Origin of the sequence: Cytobacillus stercorigallinarum (genome assembly GCF_014836495.1) — a bacterium.
GTDB lineage: Bacteria > Bacillota > Bacilli > Bacillales > Cytobacillaceae > Cytobacillus > Cytobacillus stercorigallinarum.
The window spans coordinates 660,215-687,190 of record NZ_JACSQT010000001.1 but is presented as its reverse complement, the minus strand read 5'-3'; the positions used below and the strand labels follow the sequence as shown (position 1 = coordinate 687,190).

At 36.8% G+C, this 26,976-nt stretch carries 28 protein-coding genes; all 28 read right to left on the bottom strand.

What is annotated here, in order from left to right; all coding sequences use genetic code 11:
• Positions 1 to 363: 363 nt before the first annotated feature.
• The 28 genes from H9655_RS03495 to der all read right to left on the bottom strand — a co-directional run bounded on the left by H9655_RS03495 (position 364) and on the right by der (position 26,826).
• A complete protein-coding gene (locus H9655_RS03495) occupies positions 364 to 1,155 on the bottom strand; it encodes a sporulation protein YpjB (protein WP_191810893.1) in 792 nt (263 codons plus the stop codon).
• Between the two features lie 178 nt (positions 1,156 to 1,333).
• Positions 1,334 to 1,939 (bottom strand): DUF1405 domain-containing protein, encoded by a 606-nt coding sequence (locus H9655_RS03490; RefSeq protein ID WP_191810890.1) that lies wholly within the window; start codon positions 1,937 to 1,939, stop codon positions 1,334 to 1,336.
• 76 nt (positions 1,940 to 2,015) lie between these two features.
• On the bottom strand, positions 2,016 to 2,783 hold the full coding sequence (locus tag H9655_RS03485) for a menaquinol-cytochrome c reductase cytochrome b/c subunit (protein WP_191810888.1): 768 nt from the start codon (positions 2,781 to 2,783) through the stop codon (positions 2,016 to 2,018).
• 36 nt (positions 2,784 to 2,819) lie between these two features.
• A complete protein-coding gene (gene qcrB, locus H9655_RS03480; protein ID WP_191810886.1) occupies positions 2,820 to 3,494 on the bottom strand; it encodes a menaquinol-cytochrome c reductase cytochrome b subunit in 675 nt (224 codons plus the stop codon).
• A gap of 13 nt (positions 3,495 to 3,507) precedes the next feature.
• Entirely contained in the window at positions 3,508 to 4,005 is a 498-nt protein-coding gene (locus H9655_RS03475; protein ID WP_191810884.1) for a ubiquinol-cytochrome c reductase iron-sulfur subunit, read from the bottom strand.
• Positions 4,006 to 4,154: 149 nt separating this feature from the next.
• Complete coding sequence (locus H9655_RS03470) at positions 4,155 to 4,619, bottom strand: YpiF family protein (protein WP_191811370.1); 465 nt, start codon at positions 4,617 to 4,619, stop codon at positions 4,155 to 4,157.
• Positions 4,620 to 4,968: 349 nt separating this feature from the next.
• Positions 4,969 to 5,511 (bottom strand): ReoY family proteolytic degradation factor, encoded by a 543-nt coding sequence (locus tag H9655_RS03465; RefSeq protein ID WP_191810882.1) that lies wholly within the window; start codon positions 5,509 to 5,511, stop codon positions 4,969 to 4,971.
• 75 nt (positions 5,512 to 5,586) lie between these two features.
• Positions 5,587 to 6,849, bottom strand: a complete 1,263-nt coding sequence (locus H9655_RS03460; RefSeq protein WP_191810880.1) for a tetratricopeptide repeat protein — start codon at positions 6,847 to 6,849, stop codon at positions 5,587 to 5,589.
• A gap of 21 nt (positions 6,850 to 6,870) precedes the next feature.
• The gene (locus tag H9655_RS03455) at positions 6,871 to 7,770 is read right to left on the bottom strand and encodes a hypothetical protein (protein ID WP_191810878.1); all 900 of its coding nucleotides are present in this window, start codon (positions 7,768 to 7,770) and stop codon (positions 6,871 to 6,873) included.
• Between the two features lie 148 nt (positions 7,771 to 7,918).
• Complete coding sequence (aroA, locus tag H9655_RS03450) at positions 7,919 to 9,211, bottom strand: 3-phosphoshikimate 1-carboxyvinyltransferase (RefSeq protein ID WP_318245439.1); 1,293 nt, start codon at positions 9,209 to 9,211, stop codon at positions 7,919 to 7,921.
• A gap of 26 nt (positions 9,212 to 9,237) precedes the next feature.
• The gene (locus tag H9655_RS03445; RefSeq protein ID WP_191810876.1) at positions 9,238 to 10,344 is read right to left on the bottom strand and encodes a prephenate dehydrogenase; all 1,107 of its coding nucleotides are present in this window, start codon (positions 10,342 to 10,344) and stop codon (positions 9,238 to 9,240) included.
• A gap of 150 nt (positions 10,345 to 10,494) precedes the next feature.
• Positions 10,495 to 11,595 carry a histidinol-phosphate transaminase gene (gene hisC / locus H9655_RS03440; RefSeq protein ID WP_191810874.1) on the bottom strand — a complete coding sequence of 367 codons (1,101 nt, stop codon included), beginning with the start codon at positions 11,593 to 11,595 and terminating at the stop codon, positions 10,495 to 10,497.
• A gap of 20 nt (positions 11,596 to 11,615) precedes the next feature.
• Positions 11,616 to 11,993 (bottom strand): chorismate mutase, encoded by a 378-nt coding sequence (aroH, locus tag H9655_RS03435; protein WP_191810872.1) that lies wholly within the window; start codon positions 11,991 to 11,993, stop codon positions 11,616 to 11,618.
• Positions 11,990 to 13,078, bottom strand: coding sequence for a 3-dehydroquinate synthase (gene aroB, locus H9655_RS03430; protein WP_191810870.1), 1,089 nt, complete (start codon positions 13,076 to 13,078; stop codon positions 11,990 to 11,992). The genes aroH and aroB overlap by 4 nt, the downstream gene beginning before the upstream one ends.
• A gap of 1 nt (position 13,079) precedes the next feature.
• Positions 13,080 to 14,252: a chorismate synthase gene (gene aroC / locus H9655_RS03425; protein WP_191810868.1), complete on the bottom strand. Its 1,173-nt coding sequence runs from the start codon at positions 14,250 to 14,252 to the stop codon at positions 13,080 to 13,082.
• 132 nt (positions 14,253 to 14,384) lie between these two features.
• Positions 14,385 to 15,185, bottom strand: coding sequence for a CheR family methyltransferase (locus H9655_RS03420; RefSeq protein WP_191810866.1), 801 nt, complete (start codon positions 15,183 to 15,185; stop codon positions 14,385 to 14,387).
• Positions 15,186 to 15,635: 450 nt separating this feature from the next.
• Entirely contained in the window at positions 15,636 to 16,082 is a 447-nt protein-coding gene (ndk, locus tag H9655_RS03415) for a nucleoside-diphosphate kinase (RefSeq protein ID WP_095372758.1), read from the bottom strand.
• 111 nt (positions 16,083 to 16,193) lie between these two features.
• Complete coding sequence (gene hepT, locus H9655_RS03410; protein WP_191810864.1) at positions 16,194 to 17,156, bottom strand: heptaprenyl diphosphate synthase component II; 963 nt, start codon at positions 17,154 to 17,156, stop codon at positions 16,194 to 16,196.
• Positions 17,157 to 17,233: 77 nt separating this feature from the next.
• Positions 17,234 to 17,935, bottom strand: coding sequence for a demethylmenaquinone methyltransferase (locus H9655_RS03405; protein WP_191810862.1), 702 nt, complete (start codon positions 17,933 to 17,935; stop codon positions 17,234 to 17,236).
• 4 nt (positions 17,936 to 17,939) lie between these two features.
• Positions 17,940 to 18,776 (bottom strand): heptaprenyl diphosphate synthase component 1, encoded by an 837-nt coding sequence (locus H9655_RS03400; RefSeq protein WP_191810860.1) that lies wholly within the window; start codon positions 18,774 to 18,776, stop codon positions 17,940 to 17,942.
• 307 nt (positions 18,777 to 19,083) lie between these two features.
• Positions 19,084 to 19,317 carry a trp RNA-binding attenuation protein MtrB gene (mtrB, locus tag H9655_RS03395; RefSeq protein ID WP_095372754.1) on the bottom strand — a complete coding sequence of 78 codons (234 nt, stop codon included), beginning with the start codon at positions 19,315 to 19,317 and terminating at the stop codon, positions 19,084 to 19,086.
• A gap of 20 nt (positions 19,318 to 19,337) precedes the next feature.
• Positions 19,338 to 19,904 carry a GTP cyclohydrolase I FolE gene (gene folE / locus H9655_RS03390; RefSeq protein ID WP_191810858.1) on the bottom strand — a complete coding sequence of 189 codons (567 nt, stop codon included), beginning with the start codon at positions 19,902 to 19,904 and terminating at the stop codon, positions 19,338 to 19,340.
• Between the two features lie 450 nt (positions 19,905 to 20,354).
• A complete protein-coding gene (hbs, locus tag H9655_RS03385) occupies positions 20,355 to 20,627 on the bottom strand; it encodes a non-specific DNA-binding protein Hbs (protein ID WP_066200607.1) in 273 nt (90 codons plus the stop codon).
• Positions 20,628 to 21,263: 636 nt separating this feature from the next.
• The gene (gene spoIVA / locus H9655_RS03380; RefSeq protein WP_095372751.1) at positions 21,264 to 22,742 is read right to left on the bottom strand and encodes a stage IV sporulation protein A; all 1,479 of its coding nucleotides are present in this window, start codon (positions 22,740 to 22,742) and stop codon (positions 21,264 to 21,266) included.
• Between the two features lie 223 nt (positions 22,743 to 22,965).
• On the bottom strand, positions 22,966 to 23,676 hold the full coding sequence (locus H9655_RS03375) for a hypothetical protein (protein WP_191810856.1): 711 nt from the start codon (positions 23,674 to 23,676) through the stop codon (positions 22,966 to 22,968).
• Positions 23,677 to 23,726: 50 nt separating this feature from the next.
• Entirely contained in the window at positions 23,727 to 23,930 is a 204-nt protein-coding gene (locus tag H9655_RS03370) for a DUF2768 domain-containing protein (protein ID WP_095372749.1), read from the bottom strand.
• A gap of 309 nt (positions 23,931 to 24,239) precedes the next feature.
• Positions 24,240 to 25,292 (bottom strand): NAD(P)H-dependent glycerol-3-phosphate dehydrogenase, encoded by a 1,053-nt coding sequence (locus tag H9655_RS03365; protein ID WP_191810854.1) that lies wholly within the window; start codon positions 25,290 to 25,292, stop codon positions 24,240 to 24,242.
• A gap of 223 nt (positions 25,293 to 25,515) precedes the next feature.
• A complete protein-coding gene (gene der / locus H9655_RS03360) occupies positions 25,516 to 26,826 on the bottom strand; it encodes a ribosome biogenesis GTPase Der (RefSeq protein WP_191810852.1) in 1,311 nt (436 codons plus the stop codon).
• Positions 26,827 to 26,976: the final 150 nt, after the last annotated feature.

Genomic DNA, 26,976 nt, shown 5'->3' with positions numbered 1-26,976 from the left:
TAAGCTTCTCATCTACATGTGCATCATGTAGACAAACACTGGAAGAAATATTCACATACTAAGCTAACAGCTTTCAGTTAGCCACTTAGTATGACAGAATGGCTTTGTAAATAGTGAAAACACGACTTTACATGGATGCTTGCTTCTAAAAAAACCTTGATAATTGGTACATTCTTGCTTACAAACAATTCAAAAAAAATGGGCAGCTTCGTCTCTAGATGCCTCAAGATGAAAGTCCATTTTCTTGCCATCTCATTCTCCCACTACCTTTTCCTTCTGTGATTTATCTAAGGAAAAGCTCATCATGTTTATGCTTTGATTATATTTTACCTTTTTTTAATAAGACAATTCAAGCGTTTAGCCTTAGCTCTCTGGATTTTTTTCTTTTTTCTTTCCACCCTTATATTTTTTAAAACCGACATACGAAAGGGTTAAAATAATAATACTCCCCGTTGAAATAATCACCCACCATAATGATGGATCAGCTTCATCATCTGTAATGGTATCAAAAATATCTTCTAGCTCACTATTCAATAATTCTAGCTCTCTTTTACCATCATCTTTCACCATTACATCTCGGCGATATTGATCAATATATTGAATGCGTGTATGCAATTGTTGAATAGTGGCTGGCTCTACTTCCAATTTTAATGAAGGGTATATCGTATCATAAAGAGAGAGAAAGGTATTGTACTGTGTATGAAAACTCTCGCTATCACCCGCTTCTATCGACTCTCTTACTTCCCCAAGCGTACTTAACATCGGTTCTTTCATTTCATGCCACATTGGTTCTTTCGCAGGGGATAGGACGTCCATTAATATCCGAAGTTTTGTTGCTTTTTGTACTTTCGTCTCATATGAGCTTTGTTCTTTATTTATTTCTTCAACTACTTCTTGGTGAACAGATGTGACAGTTCTCAAAGTTTCCCTCGTCATCGCAGTTGATGTGCTTGTAGCCAATACAAATTGGTCTGTGAAATAATTCAACATTCTACTCGCGTCTTCATATTTTTGCGCTTTAACTAAGTGTAGAACTTCATCTGATAAGAGATCCAATTGATTCATCATGCCATCTTCATTTTCTGTCTCTGCTACTATCATGTAAGGGAAAATGAGTGCAATAACTAAAATAATAGCCACAACTCTCCATTTCATACGTACCTGTCCTCCTTATCGGATTGCTAATAGCATTGTATGATGATGTGGACAAGGTTAGACCATCAATCAATAGATTTATCTATGAAACACTAGAAGCAATAGTGGCAATAATGAGGAAATAAAGCTAGAAGGCTTCTGTAATGAAGTTCTAACTTTATTTTTTATTAATAAAAGGTTATCGATGAATGGAAGGCATTTTCAGTTGATATTTTCCTTTCCGCATACATAGTAGATAGGTCAAGCCTAAAGAAAAAATGCTAAGCCAAAAAGTAAAATAACCGATTTGCGGAATATATTCATTAAGTACAGAATATCTCGGTAACATAAAGAAAACGTAATCAATCACATCATTATGCAAAGTCCAGATAGCTGCTATCATTAGATGCCAAGCTTTTATGCGATAGAAAGGGGCATAGAGCACACCTTGTACAGCCATAGCACCATGAGAAATAATAAGCATGAGTGCCGTTATCTCCACTTCACCAGTCACTTGAAACACAAGTAAATTCATCACAACTGCCCAGATACCGTATTTCACAAGTGTAACAATCGCAAGCGCTTCAAAAATAGGCCAATTTCTACCTAATAAAAAAGCAATAAGAACAAAAACGAAAAACAAACTAGCAGTTGGACTATCAGGAACAAATGGGAGGAATATTGCCGGTGTATCAACTAATTGCCACATATACCAATCGTAACCATATACAGTCCCGGCAATATTGATGATTAATAGAAGAATTAGAAAGCTCCGATTTCCCAATATCGTATAAATTTGTTTCATAGACTACCTCACTTACTACTTTTTATGGACGATACGAAAAGAAGCTGACAACTGCTGGTCAGCTTCTTTTTCACTTTTATTCAGATTCTATGCTGTCGATAAATTCGACCACTTTATCAAGTTCTTCATCACTGCCTGTGAATATACCTCCTGGCATAGCTCCACGACCGTTATGAATAACGTCTTTAATCTCTTCAGGTGATAATTCAACATCAATTAAAGCAGGTGCACCTGCACCACCTTGCAATTCATTACCGTGGCAAGTTAAACAAGTATTCGCTTCCATCAGCTTATACCCCTCTGCCTCGGTATCAACTTCAGCATCTGCAACGATTTTCCCTTGTTCTGCAGCAGCCTCCCAGTCATGGTGAGCAACTGACTCCCATGTTAGGAAGGTAACCCCCGCCAATGCAAGTATCATAAAACCTGTGGCAAAAGGACGTTTTGAAGGTCTACGTTCAGGACCGCGATCGATAAATGGTGCCAATGCTAGTGCACCAAATACTAATCCTGGAATAATAAATGCACCAATAACATTATATGGTCCTGATGCATATGTGTATTTAAGCAATTGATATAAGAATAAGAAATACCAGTCTGGTAGCGGAATATAAGCTGTATCACTCGGATCCGCGATCTTTTCAAGCGGTGGTTCGTGCGCAATTGTTAAACATAAGAAACCTACTAGGAAAACGGCTCCTACCATCCATTCTTTCAGTAAGAAGTTTGGCCAGAAAGCTTCTGTTTTGCCTGGATATTCCGAATAATCTTTCGGAATGAAAGTCTTACGTTCAGCAGATATACGGGAATCACCTACGAATTTCATTCCTTTTCCGCGATGCATGTAATAATTCCCCTCCTTTTAATAGAAGATTTCATTTTACAATGGACCAGAAATACCTTGTTTACGAATCATAATAAAGTGAGCAGCCATTAAGCCAAATAATACTGCTGGTAGGAAGAAAACGTGAATGGCGAAGAATCGTGTTATCGTTTGAGCTCCGACAATAGATGCGTCCCCAGCAATAAGTGTTTTTAACATTTCACCAATAAATGGAGTTGATTCGACAATTTGAATGGTAACTTTTGTTGCAAATAAAGCTTTCATATCCCATGGTAATAGGTAGCCCGTTAATCCAAGTGCTAACATAACAAAGAATATTCCTACTCCAACGAGCCAGTTTAATTCACGTGGTTTTTTGTAAGCACCTTGGAAGAATACGCGTAAAGTATGTAAAAACATCATAACAATAACTAAGCTAGCTCCCCAGTGATGCATCCCACGAACAATTTGTCCGAATGCTACATGGTTTTGTAAATAATATACAGACTCCCAAGCATTTTTGATATCTGGAACATAGTACATTGTTAAGAACATTCCAGACAAAATTTGAATAACAGTTACAAAGAACGTTAGACCTCCGAAGCAGTAAACAAACGCCGAAAAGTGATGCGCAGGGTTTACATGCTCAGGTACTTCGTGGTCAGCAATATCTCGCCAAATTGGCGTAATATCCAAACGTTCATCAACCCAATCATAAATTTTATTGAACAATGATTACGCCTCCTTATCGCGGTTCTGCCTTACCTAAGTGTAAGAACCCATCTACTTCTTTTGTTGGAAAAACATCAAGTGCTGCAATTGGTGGTGTACCTGGAACGTTTGTACCATCTTTTGTATAAAGACCTCCGTGACAAGGACAATAGAAATGATTTTCATTTGCCTTATCTCCATTCCAGTTTACTGTACAACCTAAATGTTTACATACAGGTGATAATGCGACAACTTTATCATTCTCATCTTTGTAAACCCATGCAGTACCAGTTTCTTCCGAAGAATACCAGCCATCTTGTTGTTCAAACGAATAGTCAACCCTAGTAGGCTCTGTTGTTAAATCAGAAATCTTCTGATTTGTTGCAATAAAATCACTATCACCTTTCTGTTGTAGGACCGGATCTACTCCAAACCGCACCATAGGTAACAACATTCCTGCTGCCATGAATCCGCCTACACCTGTGAGTGTGTAATTAAGGAATTGACGTCTTGTCACACGATTTTTGCTCATACTTTTCCCCCCTCTATTATGAAGTTAAGTCCAACGGACAAAGTTCAACACAATATAAAACTAGGACATACCAATGATATATCAATCTTTATGGAAGGTCAATATAATCCTTCACTGAATCATCACAACTATGAGATTTATGTGACTCTTCAATCATTATTCTGCCATTTCTTCACAAATACATTCAGTAATTGTTTTACCTGATCTTCTAAAATTGAAAGCTTGTACTGATCATCCATGTTATCAAGCGGAATTGAAGGCATCCAAATTAACCCTCCATCTAACTGTTCTTCTACAGTTTTCCAATCACTATCAGAAGTTATGTAAAAAATATGTTTAAAATTTTGAGAAATTAATTCTTTTTCCCATTCTATTAAATCTGCAAGCCGTTTTTCCTCAGAAATTGTCTTTAAATAGCTCATTCCCGGTAACATAAGAATTCTGCCTTTAAATTGTTTTTCTAGTTGCCCAGATAAGAGGTTAATAAATTCGGTCATTGCCACGGTTTGCTGGATATCATCTGCAAAAGATACGGGATAAAGAGGAAGTATGACTGTATCAATATAATCTCTTTCTTTCAAAAACAATTGTATATCCTGTGTATGCCACTTCATCCTAATCACTCCAATTACTCCTTATTATTCCTTATTTATCATACCACGGAAATGACCTTCTATCAAAAGGCAACAGTGACTATTTTTTGAACATTTCAGAATTCATTAAATATATACCTAATAGCTATATTTAGTAGCACCCTCTGTAGCTTCATTAGTCTAAATTAAAACCTCCCCATAGCAATTAAACTCAAAAAAATTGGAACTAAAACCTTATAGTAAGACTTTCCTCATCCCCACCCTGTCTCAACAGGTTATAAAGATGAAAAAAAGATATGACCCTATAAAAATAGGGAGCATATCTTTTTTGTTCGTTCGTTCTTTCTTTCTATAGTTATAAAGAAAAAGCCTATGTTTGAAGTTTATTCAACTTCGCTGTTAATTGAATAAATCTTTCTTTATCTTGTTTATCTAATGCCTCATCAATTTCTTTTAGTAATTTTTCCTTTTGAAAGCGCGCTAAGCTCTCTGTTAAAAACCTTTCAGCTATCATACGGTCTTTTTCACTTATTCTTAATGTCTTTGGCATAAAAGGATTTTCTTCTAACACTGCTGCATATTGATGAGCTTTATTGGCAGCGTGGAAGTTCAACTGAATAAATATATCTTCTTCTCTATTTAAGCGGATATCATGAAATGACTTTTCTGCATCAGTTGTCATTACATTCTCTTTGTAAAACCGAAAAGGCGCTTCATCTACACAATGTGTAGACATGATTAATCCTCTCGGACAATACTGAGCCTGTTCCACAAAATGAACCTTCTCCATTAATTGATCATGACTCATTAAGTAGTTAAGAATCCAAACACACTCTCTTCTTTTTAACTGATAATGATTAAGAAACCAACGAATAAAGTCTTTCTTTTCATTGACAGATACAGGGGCCGTCATTTTGATTCCCTCCTCTGCTGCAGCTTTTAATTTTTTTCATTTAGCTTCAGGTAGACTTTCTGATGATGCAAACCTCTACGACTCATCTGAAAGCCGCTGCAGGATATCCTGATATTCTTCGTTGTGAGGTTCCAAACGAGTAAGCTTACTAAAAAGTTCGGCAGCCTCCTTTCTTTTTCCTTCTTCAATTAAAAAATATCCATAGTCTGCCAAGAAATCCGGCTGCTGTTTAAAATAAGTATATGCTTCATTGTATTTGTTTAATGCCTGTGAATATTCTTCTATTTCTTGATAACTTTTAGCTGCATCCCATAATAGTTGTGGATCAGTAACATCAGCGCTTTGCATTAATTCTGCAATTTCTATTACATCATGAAAACGCTCGTTATTCATAAAAACTTTATTAATCACAACAGCAGCATCAATATATTCTGGATCAATTGCTAAAGCTTCTCTAAGCAGGTCAACTGCTAGTTGTTCATCTGGAATCTTTAAGGCTAGCTTACCACCATAAAAATAAAGCTCTTTATTATATTCATCTTGTTTAATTCCCAGTTTTACTGTTGCCAAGGCTTCTTGCACCTGTTCTTCCCGTTCATACGCCTTTGCGAGATGCAAATACAGCGAGTGAAATTCTGGATCTATTTCCTTGAGCTCATTGAATTTCTCAATGGCTACTTGATTATAACCAGCTTGTAAAGCGGTGAATGCATAGCTAAATAGCGTATGTATTTCCAACTTTTCTTCAAGCGCTTTTTCATAATAAGGTAACGCTTCCTCAAAAGCACCCCCTGCACTTAAACTTTCAGCCTTTCTTTGGTTAACGTTAACACCGCCAATAAGCTCTTTCTTTGTCAGTACTTTTTCATATAATTTAACTGCTTCTAAAAACTTCCCTTGTTCTGCACTCAATTCACCTAAGGCAAAATCAATAATTGGCTCTTCCGGAAGTATCGCTTTCGCCTCTAATAACTTCCTTTCACTGACCTCGTATAAACCTTCCATCTGATATAAATCTGCCAACAATAATAATGCTTGTGGATAACTAGCATCTTGTTGATTTACTTGCTCTAATACAAGCACGGCTTCTTCTTCATTTCCTAGATCAATGAAGATTTCTGCTTTCATTACAAGCAGTTCGCCTTCCTCAGGGTATGCATCTAATAGCCTCTCGATTAATTGGTGTGCCTCTTGTAGAAACCCATATTGCATCAGTTCTTCCGCTAAAACAAACCTTTCTTCATGTGTACCGTGAGAAAGAATTTCTGTATATTTTTCTAATGCCTCATCATGTAACCCATTTTCTAACAAGGCAATAATCTTCTTTACTTTATCCATATCAATTTCCTTTCAATACAATTATGATAACTGGTAGTATGATGGTGTCTTAATCATGATCCTCTTACCATATCCTTCAAGCGGATGATGCCAATCACCTGCCCGTAAGACTCTCCCACGTAAACATGAGATGACCAGCCTCTCTCTATGATAATGATATACATCTAATTCTTCAATATATGTGATTTCCCTGCCTCGTTCGTAAAAATTATAATTCGCTTCTGACCCAGGTTGTAATTGGGTTTTAAATGGGTATAAACCGATTGTTGCTTGCGTTTGCTCATTGATTAACTCTCCATTATTTAATGGATAAGCCACATATGGCAGGCGATGCTTTTTCATATAATACACCCACTTTTGTTGCAATAAACGGTCGTCTTTCTCATTCTCAACATCCTTAAAAATAGGGATTAAGGTACTAAAGTAAGGAAAGAACGCTTCTTTCACCCAACCCCACGGCATTTCGTCTAGATCATTGAGTCCCGTTATTTCCACAAAAACAGCAGACACTTTTTCTTTTTTTAATAATCTTATCATGTCTGGCTGCAGTGAAGCCAACGGCATTTGTACTCCTATCAAATAATCAATTGGAGAAATTTTCAACTTCTCATCTAATAGTTGGATAGCTGAATGCAATTGATGTTTATAGCTTATTTCCACCTTCGTCATAAACACTAGACATCCCTTTAAAATCAGCTCAGAAAGAAAGAAGTTAGGCATATCGTACGGTATTGTCTCGACATACTTTACTAGTGGAGGAGAAATCACATACGGCTCTCCGTCTAATTTCATATACTTATATTGCCTATAGGGTGCTTCTCTAACGGAAAGGATTTTCTCTTTATCGATAACATAGGAGGTAGGAACATAGGCGCCTCTGCTTTTATTCTGCCTATAAGCATTTTCAATTATATATACCATTTATCATCATCCTTCTCTCATCTTTATAAACAAGCTATGATGAAAACAATAATATATGTTCGTTTTTAACCATTTCGCACAAAAAGAAAAGCTTATGGTACATACCCTATGTCATCATTGGGATGTACCACAAGCCAATAGATATGATTTACTTTAATAAATGATCAATATGATCAAAGAAGCTTGGATAAGAAACAGCGATAGCATCTGGCTGATAGAGTTCTATAGCACCGTCCGAAATTAATGAAGCAATGGATAACATCATACCAATACGATGATCACCATAGCTTTGCACCGATCCTCCTGAAAGAGAAGTTTGACCTTCAATAATCATCCCATCATCAGTCGCTTCAATATTTGCACCTAGTTTTTTCAACTCATTTACAACGGTGTCAATACGATTCGTTTCTTTCACTTTTAATTCTTGCGCATCTTTAATAATTGTTTTCCCAGTAGCTTGAGTCGAAAGTAGGGCAATGATTGGTATTTCATCAATTAATCTCGGTATCATTTCTCCGCCAATTGTGACACCTTTAAGTTCAGATGTTTCAATCATAATATCACCCGCAGGCTCCTCTTGACCGTTTCTCTCATAAGGCTGAATCGTCATTTTGGCACCCATTTCTTGAAGTACATCAATGATACCTGTTCTTGTTGGATTTAGACCAACATTTTTGAGGGCGATTTTACTATTAGGTACGATAGCTCCTGCCGCTAGGAAAAAGGCCGCTGAGGAAATATCTCCTGGTACGATCAGATTCGTTGCTTTAAATGATTGACCACCTTCAACCGAAATCGTTCCATTATCATTTGTCACCTTACCACCGAAAGCATGGATCATTCTTTCTGTATGATCTCTCGTTTTTTCAGGTTCAATGATTTTTGTTGTTCCTTTTGCTTGTAATCCAGCAAGTATGATGGCAGATTTCACTTGAGCACTGGCTACTGGTAAAGTATAGGTGATTGATTCAAGCTCACCACCTGTAACTGATAAGGGAGTAAACTCACCTGATTGACGCCCTTCTATTTTAGCGCCCATTTCCTTTAATGGTCCAACCACTCTTGTCATAGGACGTTTACCAATTGACGAATCACCGATTAAAACACTATGAAAAGGCCGCCCAGAAAGAATACCCATAATGAGACGAATGGTTGTTCCAGAATTACCTACATCAAGCACTTCTTCTGGTTCTTTTAGGGCGTCCATCCCTTTACCATGAATAATGACTGTTTGATCTTCACGCTCAATTTTAACGCCAAGTTTTTTAAAACAAGCAATTGTACTAAGGCAATCTTCACCAGCTAAGAAATTCTTAACGACTGTTTTACCTTCTGCTATTGAACCAAACATAATCGACCGATGAGAAATCGATTTATCTCCAGGGATATGAATCTCACCTGATAATCCATTATGTATAAAATCCAAACTCTTTACACTCACTCTTAATCACCCTTTTCTTAACATTGTTACATGCCAATTGTATATTCAAAAGATGTTTCTCTACCTATGCAGACGATTGCACGATCACGATCCTCTTCCGTTTGAAAGCTAATCACAAGCACGCCAGTTATTTCTTCTCTCGTTTCTCTAATACTAATATTTGTAATGCTAATCTCTTCTTTTGCTAAGTAGCCAGTAATTTCCGAAATGACCCCTGGATAATCAGGAACATCGACAAATAGGTCATAAAAGGCCGGAATGGCTCCTTTTTGTTTTTGTGGCATTTCATCACGAAAGGTTTTGGCAGATTGGAAATATTGAAAGATCTCTTCATTATCCGCACTCGTAAGCATTTCATGAACATAGTTCATTTCTTTTTTCCAGTCTTCTAATAAAGCTAATAACACCTCATTATTCTGCAGGAGAATATCACGCCACATCGCCGGGCTACTAGAAGCAATTCTTGTAATATCCCGAAAACCACCTGCAGCAAGGCGGGGAATTAGTTTTTGTGTTTGACTACTCTCTTCGGCTTGACGAACGAGAGAAGCAGCAATAATATGTGGGAAATGACTAATCACACCTGTTAAGTAATCGTGCTCATGTGGTGTCACTGTAATAAACTTAGCCTTGGTACTAATCAGCCACTTTTTTAAACAACTGATTTCCGCTTCCGTAATATGTGGTTCAGGCGTTAAAAGATAGAAGGCATTCTCAAATAAAAGTCGTCTGGCTGCAGATACACCACTCTTATGTGAACCGGCCATCGGATGACCACCAATGAATGTAAAACCTTTTTGTTTTAAATGATTGGCAGATAATATGATTTCTTTTTTCGTACTCCCCGCATCTGTTATTATTACATTTCTTTTAAGATCCATATGTGCGAGCTCTTCTAAGATTCTTTTTGTCTCATTTACTGGTGTAGCAATAATAATCAGATCAGCCTTCTCAGCACCTTCACGTATAGTTAATACTGCCTCATCAATGACACCCAACATCTTACCGAGTTTTAACTGTTCTTTATTTACATCATAACCACTACATTTGGCTTCAAGATGAGTATGCTTAATTGAAAGTGCAATAGAACCACCGATTAATCCTAGACCAATAACAAATACTTGTCCATTCATGTTTTAACACACCTCTTGTTAGAAAACTCATTGATTGACGAATGTATGAGGGTAAATTGATAAATTAGAAAACACCATTACCCTACAAATACTTTTTCATGTAAAACAATTTCAGAGACGAAAGCCGCCTCTGAAATAAAAGATTCCTCATTAAGATACTGTTTTGATTTCCGAAAGAAATTGAGCCATTGCTTGTATAACACCGTCATTTTGTTCCTTCGATCCAACTGTTACACGCACAGCTGTTGGAAAACCTAATGCTTGACCTGATCTAACAATATAGCCCTTTTCTAACAGTGATTGAAAAACACGATTTCCGTCTACAGCAAAGTCAATTAAAATAAAATTCCCTTGGGATGGATAGTAATCTAACCCGTTTTCCTCACAAAATTGATAAAATTGTGCTAATCCACTTCGATTCTCTTGTCTGCATTTTTCAATGAACACATCATCAGATAACGCCTGTATAGCCACTTCTTGACCAAAGCGGTTGGCATTGAATGGTTCCCTGACTGGATCTAAAGCGCGAATGAGTGGTGCTTGAGCAATCCCGTAACCAATACGTAGGCTAGCAAGGCCATAAATTTTAGAAAAAGTACGAAGAGCGATGACATGTGGAAAAGCCTCAACAATTTTAATAGAATCATGATAATCTTCTGCTGTTGTATATTCACAATACGCTTCATCTAGTACAACTAATACATCTTCTGGAACTTTGCTAATAAACGACACTAGTTCATCATTGGGAATATAGGTGCCAGTTGGGTTGTTCGGACTACACACCCAAACGATTGCTGTTTGCTCATCAATTTGCGCTAACATATTCTCAAGATCATGCTGCCCTTCTTTTAGCGGTACCTCACGTACCTCCGCTCCTTCAATGATTGCATTATGTTTATATTGAGGAAAGGTTGGTGTAGCCATAACCGTATTTGTTTCAGGACTTAATAATGCACGAGAAAGCATCATAATTGTCTCATCCGAGCCATTTCCAAAGATTAATTGATCCTGATTCACTCCAAGATGGCCAGCTAGGGCTTCACGCAAATTTGTAGCATAGCCGTCCGGATATAAAGCAAAAAATGCAGAAGGTTGCTGAATTGCCTCTGACGCTTTTGGTGAACAACCGAAGGGATTTTCATTAGAAGCAAGTTTTGTTATTTCACTTAGTCCATATTGTTTTTTTACTTCATCTATAGATTTTCCAGGTTGGTAAGGGGTCAAATTTAATATTTGCTGCTTCCACTTCATTTTCCTCATACTCCTCTTCTTTATCTATTTAATTCTTCTTGTTGTAAATCCGGTCGTAATGATACTGCATTTCCTAAATAAATGTGGGAAATTTTTTCTTGAGCAATTTCCGTGTTCACATGCATCATTACCCGAATACATTTTGTTAAGCCTTTTGGAACAGGAATTTCTCTCATGCACATAACAGGCACATATGTCCATCCCTCAATTGCCCGTAGCGCCTTTGCTGGAAAGGCTTCTGTGATATCATCTGTTACTGAAATAAAAACGCTAACGACTGAATGTGCATCTATCTGGTTCTCCTTAATCATTTCCCGTAGCAACTGCTCGGTAGCTGCCACTATTTCGTTTTCTTCATTCTTTTCAACAGTAACCGCACCTCTCACCCCACGAATCACCTTTCTCCCCCCTTATGAAAGCTTGCCAATTCTTGTAGTATGATTTCATCGGAAATATCCTCTAAAACTGGGTTGCCGATGCTTGTTAACAACACAAACTTTACTTGACCTGCGACACTCTTTTTATCTTGTTTCATTCTTTTTAACAACTTTTCATGACTTATATGAGCAGGAATCGTTGTTGTGTAGCCTAAAACCTGTAACCATTGTGTAAAATCATCTACATTAAATGAAAGATTTAATTTTTTCTGACTTAATTTAAGAGCAAAAATCATTCCAACTGCGACCGATTCACCATGCGTCCAGCCACCGTAGCCCATTTCAGCCTCAATCGCATGACCTAATGTATGACCAAAATTTAAATATGCGCGCACACCTTTTTCTGTCTCATCCGCTGCGACGAACTCTCCTTTTATTTCTATGCCTCTTGTTAAAAAGGATGAAAGTAAAGTAGGAGAAAGTTCATCTAGCGTATGGAGTTCATTGCGCATCTGTGCATAAAACACTTCATCATGAATGAGTCCATGTTTAATTACTTCAGCGAACCCTGAACGTTTTTCCTGTAAGGATAATGATTGTAAAAATTCTAAATCGTAGAAAACGGCTTCCGGCTGATGAAAGGCACCAATCATATTCTTTCCTAAAGGATGATTAATGGCTACTTTACCACCTACCGCACTATCGTGGGCAAGAATGGTTGTGGGTATTTGTATAAAAGGGATACCTCTCATAAACGTAGAAGCAACAAACCCTGCCAAGTCACCAATGGCGCCTCCACCTATAGCAATAATAAGTGATTTCCTATCGAGCTTTTTCTCAAGTAAAAAACCAGTAATATCATAATAGACATCGAAAGTCTTTGCACTTTCTCCACTAGGTGCAATGTAAACGGAGAAGGGCAGCTCATTAAAAGCTGCCTTTAAGTCGTTCCAATAAATATCCGCTACCTTTTCATCAATAATGATACCAATATTGGTGACTTCCTTCATATTTTCTTGAATGAATGCATGTACACCGTGAATAGCGCCGCTACCAATAACGACAGGATAAGAGTGATCTTGAGTTGAAATTTGCAGCTGCATCATCTTAAAACTCCTTTGCATACCGTTTTTGATCGTCAATGATATCCTTTAACGTTTCAAAGCGATCTGCATAGAATTGTTCAACAATCGCACTCGCTAACTCCCAAGCAATTACATGCTCTGCCACTACTGCCGCCGCTGGTACTGCACAACTATCTGAACGTTCAATACTAGCATTAAAAGGTTCTTTCGTATCAATATCTACACTTTCTAACGGCTTATATAGAGTTGGTATAGGTTTCATTACACCTTTAACAACAATCGGCATACCAGTTGTCATGCCGCCTTCAAAACCACCGAGATTATTGGTTTTACGGTAATAACCTTTCTCCTCACTCCAAGCAATCTCATCATGTACTTGACTACCAGGCTTTCTAGCGGCTTCAAAGCCAATACCAAATTCGACACCTTTAAATGCGTTTATACTCAACATGGCGTATGCAAGTTTAGCATCTAGTTTACGATCATAATGAACATAACTACCTACCCCCGCTGGCATACCTTCTACAACTACTTCAACAACACCACCAATAGAATCACCATTCTTCTTGGCATTGTCAATCGCCGCCATCATCTCTTCTGCTGCGACATTGTCTAAACAACGAACTGGAGATTCTTCAGTTATTGTTTTTAATTCTTCCATTGAAGAATAAGTTTTCACATTTGAGACAATGCCACCAATTTCCACCACATGTCCTACAACTTCAATGCCTAAAGATGATAATAACTTTTTCGCTACTGCACCTGCTGCTACTCGTACTGTTGTTTCTCGAGCTGATGAGCGTTCTAATACATTTCTCATATCTCTATGACCGTATTTCACAGCACCATTTAAATCCGCATGACCAGGTCTCGGTCTGGTTATTTTTCTTTTTACTTCTTCTAATTCCTCCGGTTCGATTGGAGCTTGCCCCATAATTTTAGTCCAATGCTTCCAATCATCGTTCTCAACAACAAGGCCAACCGGTGATCCTAATGTGTATCCATGTCTAACGCCGGATGTAATCTGGACTGTATCTTTTTCAATTTGCATTCTACGGCCACGACCATATCCTTTTTGCCTTCTTGCAAGTGACTCATTAATATCTGTTTCTAATAATGGCAAACCTGCAGGCAAGCCTTCAATAATTGTTGTTAATTGGGGTCCATGTGATTCCCCAGAAGTTAAATATCTCATTTCCCTTTCCCCCTTCAACGCTTTAAAGGATTATGTATCAATATAACATATGAACATCTATAAACATAGTATAAATTTAAAAATAATCTTTTATTTCTATAAAAAGTTATGGAACTAGGTAGGACGAAAAGGCTAATTATTTATTACCGACAGCCCGCTTGTCTTTTTATAAAAGAAAGATTGCTGATTTTTCAAGTCATATAGAGAGGGGTTAAATATTTGTTCTGTACTTCCGACAAATAAGTATCCACCATTTTTAAGAGCTTTACTAAATTTGCTATAAATCATCGCTTTTGCTTCTTCGGTAAAATAAATAAGGACATTACGACAAATAATTAAGTCATAATCTTTTAAAAAAGAATCGGCAAGTAAGTTTTGCTTTTGGAAGACCACGGTTTGTTTAATCTCATCTGATAGAATAAATTGTTTTCCTTCTTGAATAAAATACTTCTTTTTCATTTCATCAGGAATCTCCTGTAGAGATCGCTCATGGTAAATACCTGTTTTTGCTCTGAGTAGTGCAGATTCATCAATATCAGTAGCAAAAATTCGAATTTTTGAAAGAGGTAAGTATTTAGATAAGATCATGGCTAATGTGTATGGCTCCTCGCCTGTTGAACAGGCCGCACTCCATAGCTTCAATGGCTCTTTCTTCTGTAACAATAGAGGTAGTATTTCTTTTTCTAACACTTCCCACCTCTTTCGATTTCGATAAAACTCAGAGACATTTATCGTCATTCGATCTAAAAACTCAGCCAACAGTTTTTTGTCTTTAACCATCGCAAGATACAACTGGTTAAAAGATGTATATCCCTTTTTATCATAAAAAGCTTGAAGTCGTCTTTTCATTTGCGTTTCTTTATATTGAGCCAAATCAATGCCCGTATATTGTTTAACCTTTTCAATAAATTGCTCATATTCATGTTCGTACATGAGGTGTACACCTCCCTTATAAAGCTACATTTTCTATCTAGTATAAAACAAAAGTGCAAATAATGTTGAAATTTTTTTGAATTGCCGTAAATAATTCAATCGGCTTTTATAAAAAGAGTAAAAAGAGCAAGGGAAGGTTTATCGTTACTCTACTCTTTCATAGGACAGCTTCATGAATTACTCATAAACGACTTTGCTCAAGTATCTTTCTCTTTGTCACACTCAATGGATGTACCAATCACTTTTGCTCTGCTATCTTCCTCTTCTTCACGCTCGTTGGATGGGCAAAACCGATTTGCTTGGCCAGTTTTCTCCTTTTCACTACTTACAAGTCAGTAGTTTAAACAAGAAGGAACCACGTCTGTTCTTGCCCAACTGTGTGGGTACACGACAATTTTTTTATGCAAAAAAAACGCCTGGCAATTGCCAGACGTTTTTAGCGTGAATAGATTAGTTAGACCAATCGTTGATTAACTTTTTGTATTCAACAATTTGCTCTTCTTTAAAGAAGAGACCGATTTCACGTTCTGCACTTTCTTTTGAGTCTGAACCATGAATAACATTCTTACCAACAGTTACTGCGAAATCACCACGGATAGATCCAGGTACAGCATCTTTAGGGTTCGTTGCACCCATCATTTGACGAGCTGTAGCAATCACATTTTCACCTTCCCAAACCATAGCAAAAACGGGTCCAGAAGTAATAAAGTCTACTAATTCACCAAAGAAAGGACGCTCTTTATGCTCTCCATAATGCTCTTCTGCTAGCTCAGTAGGAATACTCATTAACTTCGCACCTTTTAGTTGGAAGCCTTTCTTTTCAAAACGAGAAACAATTTCTCCAATTAAATTACGTTGTACACCATCGGGTTTAACCATTAAAAAAGTTTGTTCCATTTTCAAACACTCCTCTTGCTCTATGTATTATTAATCATCCATAATCCATCAAAAATATTATCATTGTTTTGACAATTAAGCAACTCTCAAATGATAAAATGACAGTTACGGTTAAAACTTTCTTTTACCAATTGTTTTAGCAATATCTCTCAGTAAATTTTTTGCGCGGTTTTGTGGAAGCTCAGCAATCAATTCTAGTGCTTTTTGAAGATATAAATCACTTAATGTCAAGCTTCGATCAATAGCATCGGAGTTTTTTATCAAATCTAATGCGCGCTCAATTTCTGCTTCTGTTGAATGGTCAGTTATTGTTACTAAGTAGTCTTTTATAGCAGGTGTTTCCATAGCAAGCAAAACAGGTAAAGTTATATTACCTTGCTTCAAATCACCACCAGCAGGTTTCCCTAGCTCTTTTTCTGTCCCCACAAAATCTAGCACGTCGTCAATAATTTGATAACTCATTCCAATATAATAACCTATATGATATAACTTTTTATGTAACCCGTCCTCTACATCTGCTGCGATTGCTCCTAATTGACAGCTCGCTGCAATGAGTATAGCTGTTTTTCTTCTTATTCGACGCAAGTACTTTCGCAGATTTTGATTAAATTGAAATTTGTCCTCAATCTGTTCAATTTCACCTAAACATAATTCCACAAGCGTGTGAGCTAAAATTTGGTGCGCAATCGGCTTATTAATGTTAGAGAGAACATCAAGGGCTCTCGCAAAAATATAATCGCCGGTATACATAGCAATCCGGTTATCCCACTTAGATTTAATTGTCGGCTGTCCGCGACGCAAATCTGCATCGTCAATTACATCATCATGAACAAGTGACGCCATATGGATGAGTTCTAATGAAACCGCTACATTTTTTATGTTATTAATATCATAATTGCCAAATTTACCACCAAGTAAAACAAATACTGGTCGCAATCTTTTTCCACCAGCCTGTAATAATGAAAGGGATGCCTCATGAAGCAAAGGCGATTCAGCCTGTATAGTGTCCTCTAATTCTTTTTCAATAATATTGATGTCAGCATTCAAAAAAGAATAGATCATCTTTAATTTCATATCGATACTCACCCAGCTTTAAATCCTTCATGCACATTCATACTTGTCAATGATGAATTACATTTCAGAACAAATTATTATTTATGTCCAATATGGACCGCTGCAACGCCACCAGTATATGGCTTATACTCCACGTCACCAAAACCTGCTTTCTTAAACATTCCTGCTAATTCTTTAATGCCAGGAAAATCTTTTGCAGACTCTTGTAACCATGAATATTCCTCATAGCTTTTTGCAAAAATTTTACCGAATACCGGCATAATAAAACGGAAATAAAAACGGTAACCTTGTTTAAAGCCAATCATTGTCGGCTGAGAAGTTTCTAAGCAAACAGCTATACCACCAGGCTTTACTACACGGTACATTTCCTTTAAGACTTGCATATAATCAGGAACATTCCGTAAGCCGAATCCAATTGTTACATAGTCAAAGCTATTATCAGGGTATGGTAATTCCATCGCATTTCCATGGACTAATTCTATGTTCTTGATTGGGTGATTGCTCACCTTCTCTTCACCAATCTTAAGCATATTTTTGCTAAAATCTAAACCAATGACTTCCCCTTTTTCACCCACAGCTTCTGATAGTGCAATCGTCCAATCGCCGGTTCCACAACAAATATCGAGCGCTTTTGCTCCAGGCTTTACATCCATTCGTTTCATCGTATCTTTCCGCCAGCGCAGGTGCTGTTGAAAACTTATGACCGAGTTCATCTTGTCGTAATTACCATATATTTTTTCAAATACTTTATGCACACGTTCTTCTTTCGATTGTACCATGTATTTAACCTTCCTCTACAAATGACTGAACAGCTTCTTGTTGATGGCTTTTCATCCATTTTAGTTTTTCTCTAAATAGCTCTGTATGTTCGCATTTATCAATGGATTTCTCAATTTCTTTAAAGGATAAGGAGACGTATTTATCACAAATATTTATAAGACGTTGTTTATTGTTAGGCAAATTGAATGGTACATTTTGCTCTGTCTCAAATAATTTAGATAAGGCGTCAAATAAAATGGATGGTTTACTAGCTAAAAATCGCTTTTTCTCGAGTAATACTCTATTTATAAAAACAAGATTTGCTGCTAATTCACCAAGCTCACTTCTATTGTAAAAGTGAGTGATACGATCAAATAAAGAGGACTCCGTCTTTTTTAAAGACTCCATTAACGATTCTACAGTGTCTCTATCATGGCTATAAACAGAAACTTTATGTTCATTTACTTCCATAATTCCTTCAGCTAAAGTTCGTATCATAAAAATATCATCTATTTCAGCTAAAATTTGGTAGTATAATCCACTATAATATGTTCCTGCTAAAATGGTGAGCTGCCTTCCCTTTAGACGCTCTAATGGCAGAGGATCATTTTGAACGCTTTCATGTGTATCAAGGGCGATTTGCACAAGCATGGTCGTTATGATATATTTATCTGCTTTAAATTTCGGTATTTGCAGGTTATCGACAATAAACATGATTAAAAGAAGCTTGTCTTCGTCAATATATGGCTGTCGTATGATTTTCGACATATAAGGTTGACGAGTTTTTTTCTGCAGAACTTCCTTTAAATTCATTAATCGTGTATTCATATCTTGTAGTTTGGCGTTCTTGTTTGCATTCATTATATATTCCCCCGATACGGGCAATCCTTATGATCGACATATGAACCAATCATTTACTAAAGATTATTTATAGTAGCACTTCCCTTTTACATTGCCCAAAAAGTGACTTAATTGTTCTCCCTTAGACATAAAAAAAGCCTCTCACTTTTATAAAATCATTGCTTCCATTCCTTTTTTAAAGCTTATTTAACTTGAATGGTAGAGCACTTGACATCAATGATAAGCCAGTGACAATTATATCATAAAACAAAGTGACTTGTTAGGGGAATATAAAGGAAAGGCATATAAATTCATCGCAATCATATGTTCAAGCTTTCTTTTCACTTTCTACTTCTCCATATGCCGTAACGATGGACGCATGTCCCCGTATTTTAATAGCAGAAGTATGCTCAGTAAATTGAGCAATCATGACTTCACCCTCATCTAATTTCTCAGAATGATGAAACCTCGTGTCTGAGCCTCTTGTTAAACCAATCACATTCACGCCATCTTCTTTCGCTTTAATGACGACATATTCATTACCAGGATTTGTTCTCTCCATTTTGAGTCACCTCTATCCTATTACCCTTTTATAAATGACAACACTTCTGCTCTTGTATTTCCATCTTCCGCAAAAACACCTCTCACTGCAGAAGTGACTGTTTTACTACCAGGTTTTTTTACACCCCGCATCGTCATACACATATGTTCTGCCTCTACGACTACCATCACGCCATGAGGATTTAATTTATGTAAAATAGCATCTGCTACTGTAGCTGTAATGCGCTCTTGAAGTTGCGGTCTTCTTGCAACAGTTTCTACAGCCCTTGCTAACTTGCTTAACCCTGTCACTTTACCATTTCTAGGAATATAGGCAACATGCGCCTTCCCAAAGAAAGGGACAAGATGATGTTCACACATTGAAAAGAATGGAATATCTTTTACAAGGACAAGTTCTTCATGATCCTCACCAAAAACGGTTTCAAAATATTCTTCAGGGTCTTGGTGTATGCCCGAAAATACCTCTTCATACATTTTGGCTACTCTTTTTGGTGTATCCAGTAACCCCTCTCGATTCGGATTTTCTCCAATAGCGTCTAATATAAGCCTTACAGCTTCTTCAATTTGAGCGCGATTAACTTCTGACATTCAGCTACCTCCTATTACGGAACTATAAACTATTATCTTATATGCTAGCATAATTATTTCTTACCAGACAAAAAGTTATAGAAAAAATAAAGGATAAACTTTCTTCCTTTTAGGATACTATTATATAAATGAACACAAGTACCGTCAAACTCCTATTTAGTTTTTTTTAAGAATAAGTGATACGTTATGTACATATGGCAGGAAAGAACAATAATTTTTTATAACCCACACATTAAACTATTCATTCACTCATGATATGGATTGTACATTGTTTTTTGTAGAGAAAATTAACGAGGTTAGATTATCCATATAGGTTATCATTCAATTACTGGGGGCTCGTGCTATGATCCTCTGATTAATTGACTATTTGTTGCCAATTAATCTTAAAGTTATAAGAAAAACCGCGAAAAGATTCGCGGTTCTTCCTTAAGCAATTAATTATGTAATTAATTACTTTACTGCATCTTTAAGCGCTTTTCCTGGTTTGAAAGCAGGAACTTTGCTTGCAGCGATTTCGATTTCTTCGCCAGTTTGTGGGTTGCGGCCTTTACGTGCTGCACGTTCACGAACTTCAAAGTTACCAAAACCAATTAGTTGTACTTTATCACCATTTTTAAGTGCATCAAGCACTGTATCGAAAACAGCATCAACTGCTTTAGTAGCATCTTTCTTAGAAAGCTCGCTAGCTTCTGCAACTGCATTAATTAGTTCAGTTTTGTTCATTACTTTCACCTCCTCCCAAAAAATATCGTAAACCCAGTAAAATAAAGATTCCTTACATTCATTTGTAAACAAAATTACTGAATTCTATACGTTGTAACGCATTTTTGTTAAAGCAGAAACTTATCATATCTCAAAAAAAGAAGAATTTCAACTTTTTTGCTGCAAAAAGCCTTATTTCATAAGGGTTCTTACCGTTACAACGTTAATTCTGCTTAAAAGATTATCATAATCAAATGAGCATATCAAGGATATTTCATGATTTGATGGCAATCTTTTCTTATTTGAAACAAATTTGTAATAAGGAGAGATAAAACCCGCCAAATCCAGGCTTAAAGCTTGACAAATTTATAGTGATAAAAAATGTAAGCTCTTTCATTTTTGTATAATTGTGCTTTCTATAAAGGATAAAAACAAAGCAACCACACTGTATTTTTATGCATTTTTATGTAAGTGAAAGGCTGAATGATCTTTTTTTAGGTGACTTAAAATTAAACTTCTACTCTAAAGTTCGCTCTTCTTTCATTGATAGATAATACTTTATTTATCCACAAAAGTATACGAATCCGTTTCATACTGTTTTTCAACATAAAAAAAGACAACTTTTCATCCGAATAGAATGAAAGTCGCCTTTTGTTTCTACAATATAATGGCAATGAGTCCCCCAGAGCCTTCGTTTATAATTCTTTCTAAAGTCTCTTTGAGTTTATATCTAGCATTCTCAGGCATCAATGATAATTTTGCTTGGATTCCTTCTCTAACAATCGAACTAAGCGATCGACCAAAGATATCTGAATTCCAGATTGAAAGCGGATCATCTTCAAAGTCTTGCATTAAGTAACGAACTAGCTCTTCACTTTGTTTCTCTGTTCCGATAATCGGAGAAAACTCAGATTCGACATCAACTTTGATCATATGAATAGATGGGGCAACAGCTTTCAAGCGAACACCAAACCTTGAACCATGCCTTGTAATTTCAGGCTCATCTAAACTCATATCAGACAGTGATGGAGCTGCGATACCATATCCTGTCTGTTTCACCATTCTAAGCGCATCTGAGATTTGATCATATTCCGATTTTGCATGGGCAAATTCTTGCATCAGTTCAAGAAGATGATCTTTGCCACGTATTTCAACACCGACAATTTCTTTTAATACTTCATCATATAAGTCATCTGGGGCATATAAATCAATTTCAGCGATCCCTTGACCCATTTCTATCCCGGCTAAGCCCGCACGATCAATAAATTCGAAATCACTAAATTGATGTACAACACGATCAACATCTCGTAACCTCTTAATATCTTTTACAGTCTCTTTCACGGCTTCTTGATAACTCTCACGTAACCAATGATCTTCGTGAAGAACCATTACCCAACTTGGTAAGTTTACATTTACCTCTAAAACAGGGAATTCGTACAATGCTTCTCGCATCACGCTATATACATCAGATTCCCTCATTCCTTCTACACTCATAGCAAGTACAGGGATATCATATTTCTCTGATAGCTTCAGACGAAGGTCCTCAGTTGCCGGATGGTGTGGTTGCACACTATTGATGACCATAATAAATGGTTTTCCTACTTCTTTAAGCTCTTCAATGACTCTTTCCTCAGCTTCAATGTAGTTTGCACGAGGAATTTCTCCGATTGTACCATCTGTCGTAATGACGACACCTATTGTAGAGTGTTCTTGAATGACTTTTCTTGTACCGATTTCGGCTGCTTCGTGAAATGGAATGGGCTCCTCATACCAAGGAGTATTGATCATCCTTGGACCATTTTCATCCTCATATCCTTTTGCTCCTGGGACTGTATAGCCAACACAATCGACAAGACGGATATTAACCTCCAACCCTTCATCCACATGGACATTAGCAGCTTGATTCGGCACAAACTTTGGTTCTGTCGTCATGATTGTTTTTCCTGCTGCACTTTGAGGGAGCTCATCCTGGGTTCGTGCTCGATCAGCCTCGTTGTCCATATTTGGGAGGACTGCTAGCTCCATGAATTTCTTAATAAATGTCGATTTACCAGTACGGACTGCACCTACTACTCCAAAATAGATATCACCGCCTGTTCGTTCGGCAATATCTTTAAAAATATCTACCTTTTCCAAGTGATCCCCTCCTGAATCATGAGTTAGTGGGATAATATTATCCAATAATTTATATTTGTACACTATATATCTATGATGTTGTCCGATATGAATATGCCAACTTTTTTAAAAAAAATCCCCTTTCTCACTTTTTCTTTATGCAATCAATAGTTGCTCTTCATTATCGTATGAAAAGAGAAAAAACCCTCCCTCTACAATATATTTTGTAGAGAGAGGGTTATGACTAATTCACTAAAAATATTGGTTCATTCTTTTTTTCATCTATCGTATACGGTAATGAATAAGATGGCACGAAAGGTGAATCTTCAACTAAATGGTAGCGAATATCACTGTTCTGAGCTTTAATATCCCCTGCTTCCATCAGTTGCATTAAGTCGGTACGATAATCAACGAATACTTCTCCATCGCCTGTCACCACATACGATAGTTCGTTACCACTAAACGGACTAACAGCTTTCGGTTCATCATTATAACCGATTTTAGTAAAATCTAATGAGTATACATTTTCACCGATATTTTCCTTATAAGGTGGGTATCCTTCCATGCGAATGCGGAGAGTAATATCTCTTATTTCATCAGCAATTCGTAAATCTGACAATTTCACTTTCGGATCATCTTCAACATCTATCAGTACATATTGAAAAACGCCTCCGGATTCAAATGCATTGCTAGGATACTCAGCGATGTACTTTGGTACAAGTTTCTTAAAATCAATTGGATATTTTTGAAAAACCGGTGTGCCTTCTTCCGTCGTTTTTATAGGTAGTAGACCACCTGTTTCCTCTTGATATTGTTTGATGGCTGTTTGTACGCGATTAATTTCATCTTCGTAAGGAATTTGATTTTTTGCTCTTTCTTCTTCTGGATACATACATCCAGATAAAAGAAGGGTTATGAGTATAAATAAGCTACATAAATAGCTCTTTTTTTTCATATACATCAACCTTTAATTATGTATTTTCGGGGGTAGCCCCTTGCGATGTTCTATTCTGAAACTGGACCGCTAAATACGACTAGAAAAATAATGAGACCACTTACTACCATAAAACTATAGGCAAATAGAGCCGTTACCCCTTTTAACACCCCATTTTTCAACTTAAAACGACTTAAATAGATAAGTAAAATAGCAATAAACATAAAGCCCATTGAAGCGAGGGCAATCCACATTTTCATTAAACCTGGTGACATCTCATTCACTCCTTTTTCCGAATTGTATTATACCATACAGTTCGTTCGCTTTGACAGCATTATCAGATAATTTTATGTATTGCAGTAAAAGGAAAGCGATTATTTGACTGATTGAACATTCTCATTCTTATGAATAAATTATGTAAAAAAATAACCGAGGAATAAGAAGGGGCTCTCTTATCCTCGGCAAATGACTAAAATACCCTATTCACCCTGTTCATTTTACCAGTTTGCTTCAAGGCATTGTATGCAAAGGATAAGCCGCCCGTCTCCTCATATGCCTATATTTTTTAAAACAGCATCAAATTATTAGTTATCTTGATTGTGAGCCATAAAAATATCTGCAATATCTTCCATTTCATTTGTTTTTGTACGCGCCATTAGACGGTCAACTCCGTCTTTAGCATCGATATCATTAAATAAAATGTCATATAGAACAGATGTTATGGGCATTTGCACATCATATTTCTCTGCTAATTGATAGGCTGCCCTTGTTGTTCGAACGCCTTCAACGACCATACCCATATTTTCTAATACTTCATCTAAGTTTTTGCCTTTGCCTAGAAGGTTCCCTGCTCGCCAGTTTCTAGAATGAGTACTTGTACAAGTCACGATTAAATCACCTATGCCCGCTAGACCTGAGAAAGTTAACGGTCTTGCGCCCATTTTTACACCTAGTCTTGTGATTTCTGCTAATCCTCTAGTTACTAGCGCTGCTTTCGCATTATCACCATAACCAAGTCCATCTGAAATACCCGCTGCTAAGGCAATAATGTTTTTTAATGCTCCACCAATTTCAACACCAACAATATCCGGGTTTGTGTATACTCTAAAGTTTTGATTAATAAATAAATCTTGGACTTTTTCAGCTGCCTTCATATTTTTAGAGGAGACCGCTACAGTTGTCGGGTGGCGCAAACTAACTTCTTCAGCATGACTAGGTCCTGATAATACAACCACATCTTTTAAAAGATCTGTAGGTGTCACTTCTTCAATCATTTCAGAAATTCTTTTTGAAGTATCTGGTTCAATCCCTTTACTCACATGTACGATTGTCAATGGTTCTTTTCTTACTTCAGCAACATTCTGTAAAACTTCCCTAATTGCTTTCGTAGGTACAGCTAGAATGATTGTTTCAATACCTTCTAATGCTTGAACAAGCTCTGTATAACCTACAATATTTTTTGGTAAAGTAATCGCAGGTAAATACGCCTCATTTGTATGCTTTTCATTAATTTCTTTAATTTGTTTTTCCTTGTGACCCCATAAACGCACTTCATGGTCATTATCTGCTAGCACCATCGCAAGGGCTGTACCCCAACTTCCGGCACCAAGAACAGCTATTTTTTCTTTTTGACTCATCTTGCATTCACCTCATTTCAATTCATTTCGCATATTTTAAAAAAAGGAATGGAAACACCTATCTGAAAAAAGCGTTAGTCGAGCGGAAGAATAGTCGTTTTTTTACCTTTACTAAAGATCCGTTGGGCTCTTCATAATTATGTAAGAGACAGCTATTTTGAAATGATGAGTCATCAAATCATACAGCTGCCCGCTTTTACTATGCTAATAGTGAATAATTAATTTATTTGCGTTCTCTTGCAATAATTTTAATTGGTGTCCCTTCAAATCCAAAAGCATCTCTAATTCTGTTTTCAAGAAATCTTTCATAAGAGAAATGTAGAAGCTCTGGATCATTAACAAATACAACGAAGGTCGGCGGTTTAATTGCTACTTGGGTAGCATAATATATTCGCAGTCTTCTTCCTTTATCTGTTGGTGTTGGGTTCATTGCCACTGCATCCATTATAACATCATTTAAAACATTTGTTTCCACGCGCATCATATGATTTTCACTAGCAATGTTCACCATTGGAATCAATGTATGAATCCTTTTCTTCGTCAATGCTGAAAGAAAAACAATCGGTGCGTAATCAAGGAATTGGAAATGATCCCTAATATTTTGTTCGAACTTCTTCATTGTTTTCTCATCTTTTTCAACCGCATCCCATTTATTCACAACAATAATGACAGCCCTACCAGCTTGATGTGCATAACCTGCAATACGTTTATCTTGTTCAATGATACCTTCTTCACCATCGAGAACAATGAGAACCACATCAGAACGTTCAATGGCTCTTAAAGCACGTAACACACTATATTTCTCAGTGGTTTCGTACACTTTGCCTTTTTTACGCATACCTGCTGTATCTATAATGACATACTCATCACCATTATACTTAAGCTGTGAGTCAATCGCATCTCTTGTCGTTCCTGCTACATTAGAAACAATGACGCGATCTTCTCCTAGAATAGCATTTACTAAAGATGATTTCCCTACGTTTGGACGGCCTATAAGCGAGAACTTAATGACATCATCATCGTATTGATTTTCGTCATGATTAGGGAAGTTCTTCGCTGCCTCATCTAACAAATCACCTAATCCTAGGCCATGCGATCCTGAAATCGGAAACGGTTCGCCAAAGCCAAGGGAATAAAAGTCATAAATCATTTGTCTCATTTCTGGATTATCAATTTTATTGACTCCAAGAACAACAGGCTTTTTCGCTTTATACAAAATTTTCGCTACTTCTTCATCCGCAGATGTTACACCTTCACGACCGTTTACTAAGAAAACGATCACATCAGCCTCGTCGATAGCGATTTCAGCTTGTTGACGAATTTGTTCTAAAAAGGGCTCGTCCCCAATATCTATGCCACCTGTATCAATAATATTAAAATCATGAGTTAACCATTCTGCAGAACTATAAATACGATCTCTTGTAACGCCAGGAATATCTTCAACGATTGAAATTCGTTCACCAACAATTCTGTTAAAAATAGTGGATTTTCCTACATTTGGACGTCCGACAATTGCCAGTACTGGTTTTGTCACGAACATCACCCCTCAATTTCATTAAAATACTTGCTTATATTCATTAATGTAAGCAAATTTGATTTAAAAGAAACCCTTCAAATAATGAAGGGTTCAACTATAATATATTACCAAACAGCCACCTTCCTTACAAGAAGAAGCTACATATTC

Excerpts from the sequence above, each read along its gene's own strand:
- aroB (WP_191810870.1), bottom strand. The coding sequence starts at position 13,078 with ATGATGCAGCTGCAAATTTCAACTCAAGATCACTCTTATCCTGTCGTT.
- H9655_RS03375 (WP_191810856.1), bottom strand. The coding sequence starts at position 23,676 with ATGAAAAAAAAGAGCTATTTATGTAGCTTATTTATACTCATAACCCTT.
- H9655_RS03475 (WP_191810884.1), bottom strand. The coding sequence starts at position 4,005 with ATGAGCAAAAATCGTGTGACAAGACGTCAATTCCTTAATTACACACTC.
- H9655_RS03400 (WP_191810860.1), bottom strand. The coding sequence starts at position 18,776 with ATGAATGCAAACAAGAACGCCAAACTACAAGATATGAATACACGATTA.
- aroC (WP_191810868.1), bottom strand. The coding sequence starts at position 14,252 with ATGAGATATTTAACTTCTGGGGAATCACATGGACCCCAATTAACAACA.
- H9655_RS03405 (WP_191810862.1), bottom strand. The coding sequence starts at position 17,935 with ATGGTACAATCGAAAGAAGAACGTGTGCATAAAGTATTTGAAAAAATA.
- H9655_RS03490 (WP_191810890.1), bottom strand. The coding sequence starts at position 1,939 with ATGAAACAAATTTATACGATATTGGGAAATCGGAGCTTTCTAATTCTT.
- mtrB (WP_095372754.1), bottom strand. The coding sequence starts at position 19,317 with ATGGAGAGAACAAATCCTGGTAATGAATATGTCGTCATTAAAGCGAAA.
- hbs (WP_066200607.1), bottom strand. The coding sequence starts at position 20,627 with ATGAACAAAACTGAACTAATTAATGCAGTTGCAGAAGCTAGCGAGCTT.
- H9655_RS03465 (WP_191810882.1), bottom strand. The coding sequence starts at position 5,511 with ATGACGGCCCCTGTATCTGTCAATGAAAAGAAAGACTTTATTCGTTGG.
- H9655_RS03470 (WP_191811370.1), bottom strand. The coding sequence starts at position 4,619 with ATGAAGTGGCATACACAGGATATACAATTGTTTTTGAAAGAAAGAGAT.
- hisC (WP_191810874.1), bottom strand. The coding sequence starts at position 11,595 with ATGAAGTGGAAGCAGCAAATATTAAATTTGACCCCTTACCAACCTGGA.
- H9655_RS03365 (WP_191810854.1), bottom strand. The coding sequence starts at position 25,292 with ATGAGTCAAAAAGAAAAAATAGCTGTTCTTGGTGCCGGAAGTTGGGGT.
- H9655_RS03455 (WP_191810878.1), bottom strand. The coding sequence starts at position 7,770 with ATGGTATATATAATTGAAAATGCTTATAGGCAGAATAAAAGCAGAGGC.
- H9655_RS03445 (WP_191810876.1), bottom strand. The coding sequence starts at position 10,344 with ATGAATGGACAAGTATTTGTTATTGGTCTAGGATTAATCGGTGGTTCT.
- ndk (WP_095372758.1), bottom strand. The coding sequence starts at position 16,082 with ATGGAACAAACTTTTTTAATGGTTAAACCCGATGGTGTACAACGTAAT.
- hepT (WP_191810864.1), bottom strand. The coding sequence starts at position 17,156 with ATGAAATTAAAGATGATCTATTCTTTTTTGAATGCTGACATCAATATT.
- H9655_RS03485 (WP_191810888.1), bottom strand. The coding sequence starts at position 2,783 with ATGCATCGCGGAAAAGGAATGAAATTCGTAGGTGATTCCCGTATATCT.
- H9655_RS03420 (WP_191810866.1), bottom strand. The coding sequence starts at position 15,185 with ATGTACGAACATGAATATGAGCAATTTATTGAAAAGGTTAAACAATAT.
- folE (WP_191810858.1), bottom strand. The coding sequence starts at position 19,904 with ATGTCAGAAGTTAATCGCGCTCAAATTGAAGAAGCTGTAAGGCTTATA.
- H9655_RS03370 (WP_095372749.1), bottom strand. The coding sequence starts at position 23,930 with ATGTCACCAGGTTTAATGAAAATGTGGATTGCCCTCGCTTCAATGGGC.
- H9655_RS03460 (WP_191810880.1), bottom strand. The coding sequence starts at position 6,849 with ATGGATAAAGTAAAGAAGATTATTGCCTTGTTAGAAAATGGGTTACAT.
- H9655_RS03495 (WP_191810893.1), bottom strand. The coding sequence starts at position 1,155 with ATGAAATGGAGAGTTGTGGCTATTATTTTAGTTATTGCACTCATTTTC.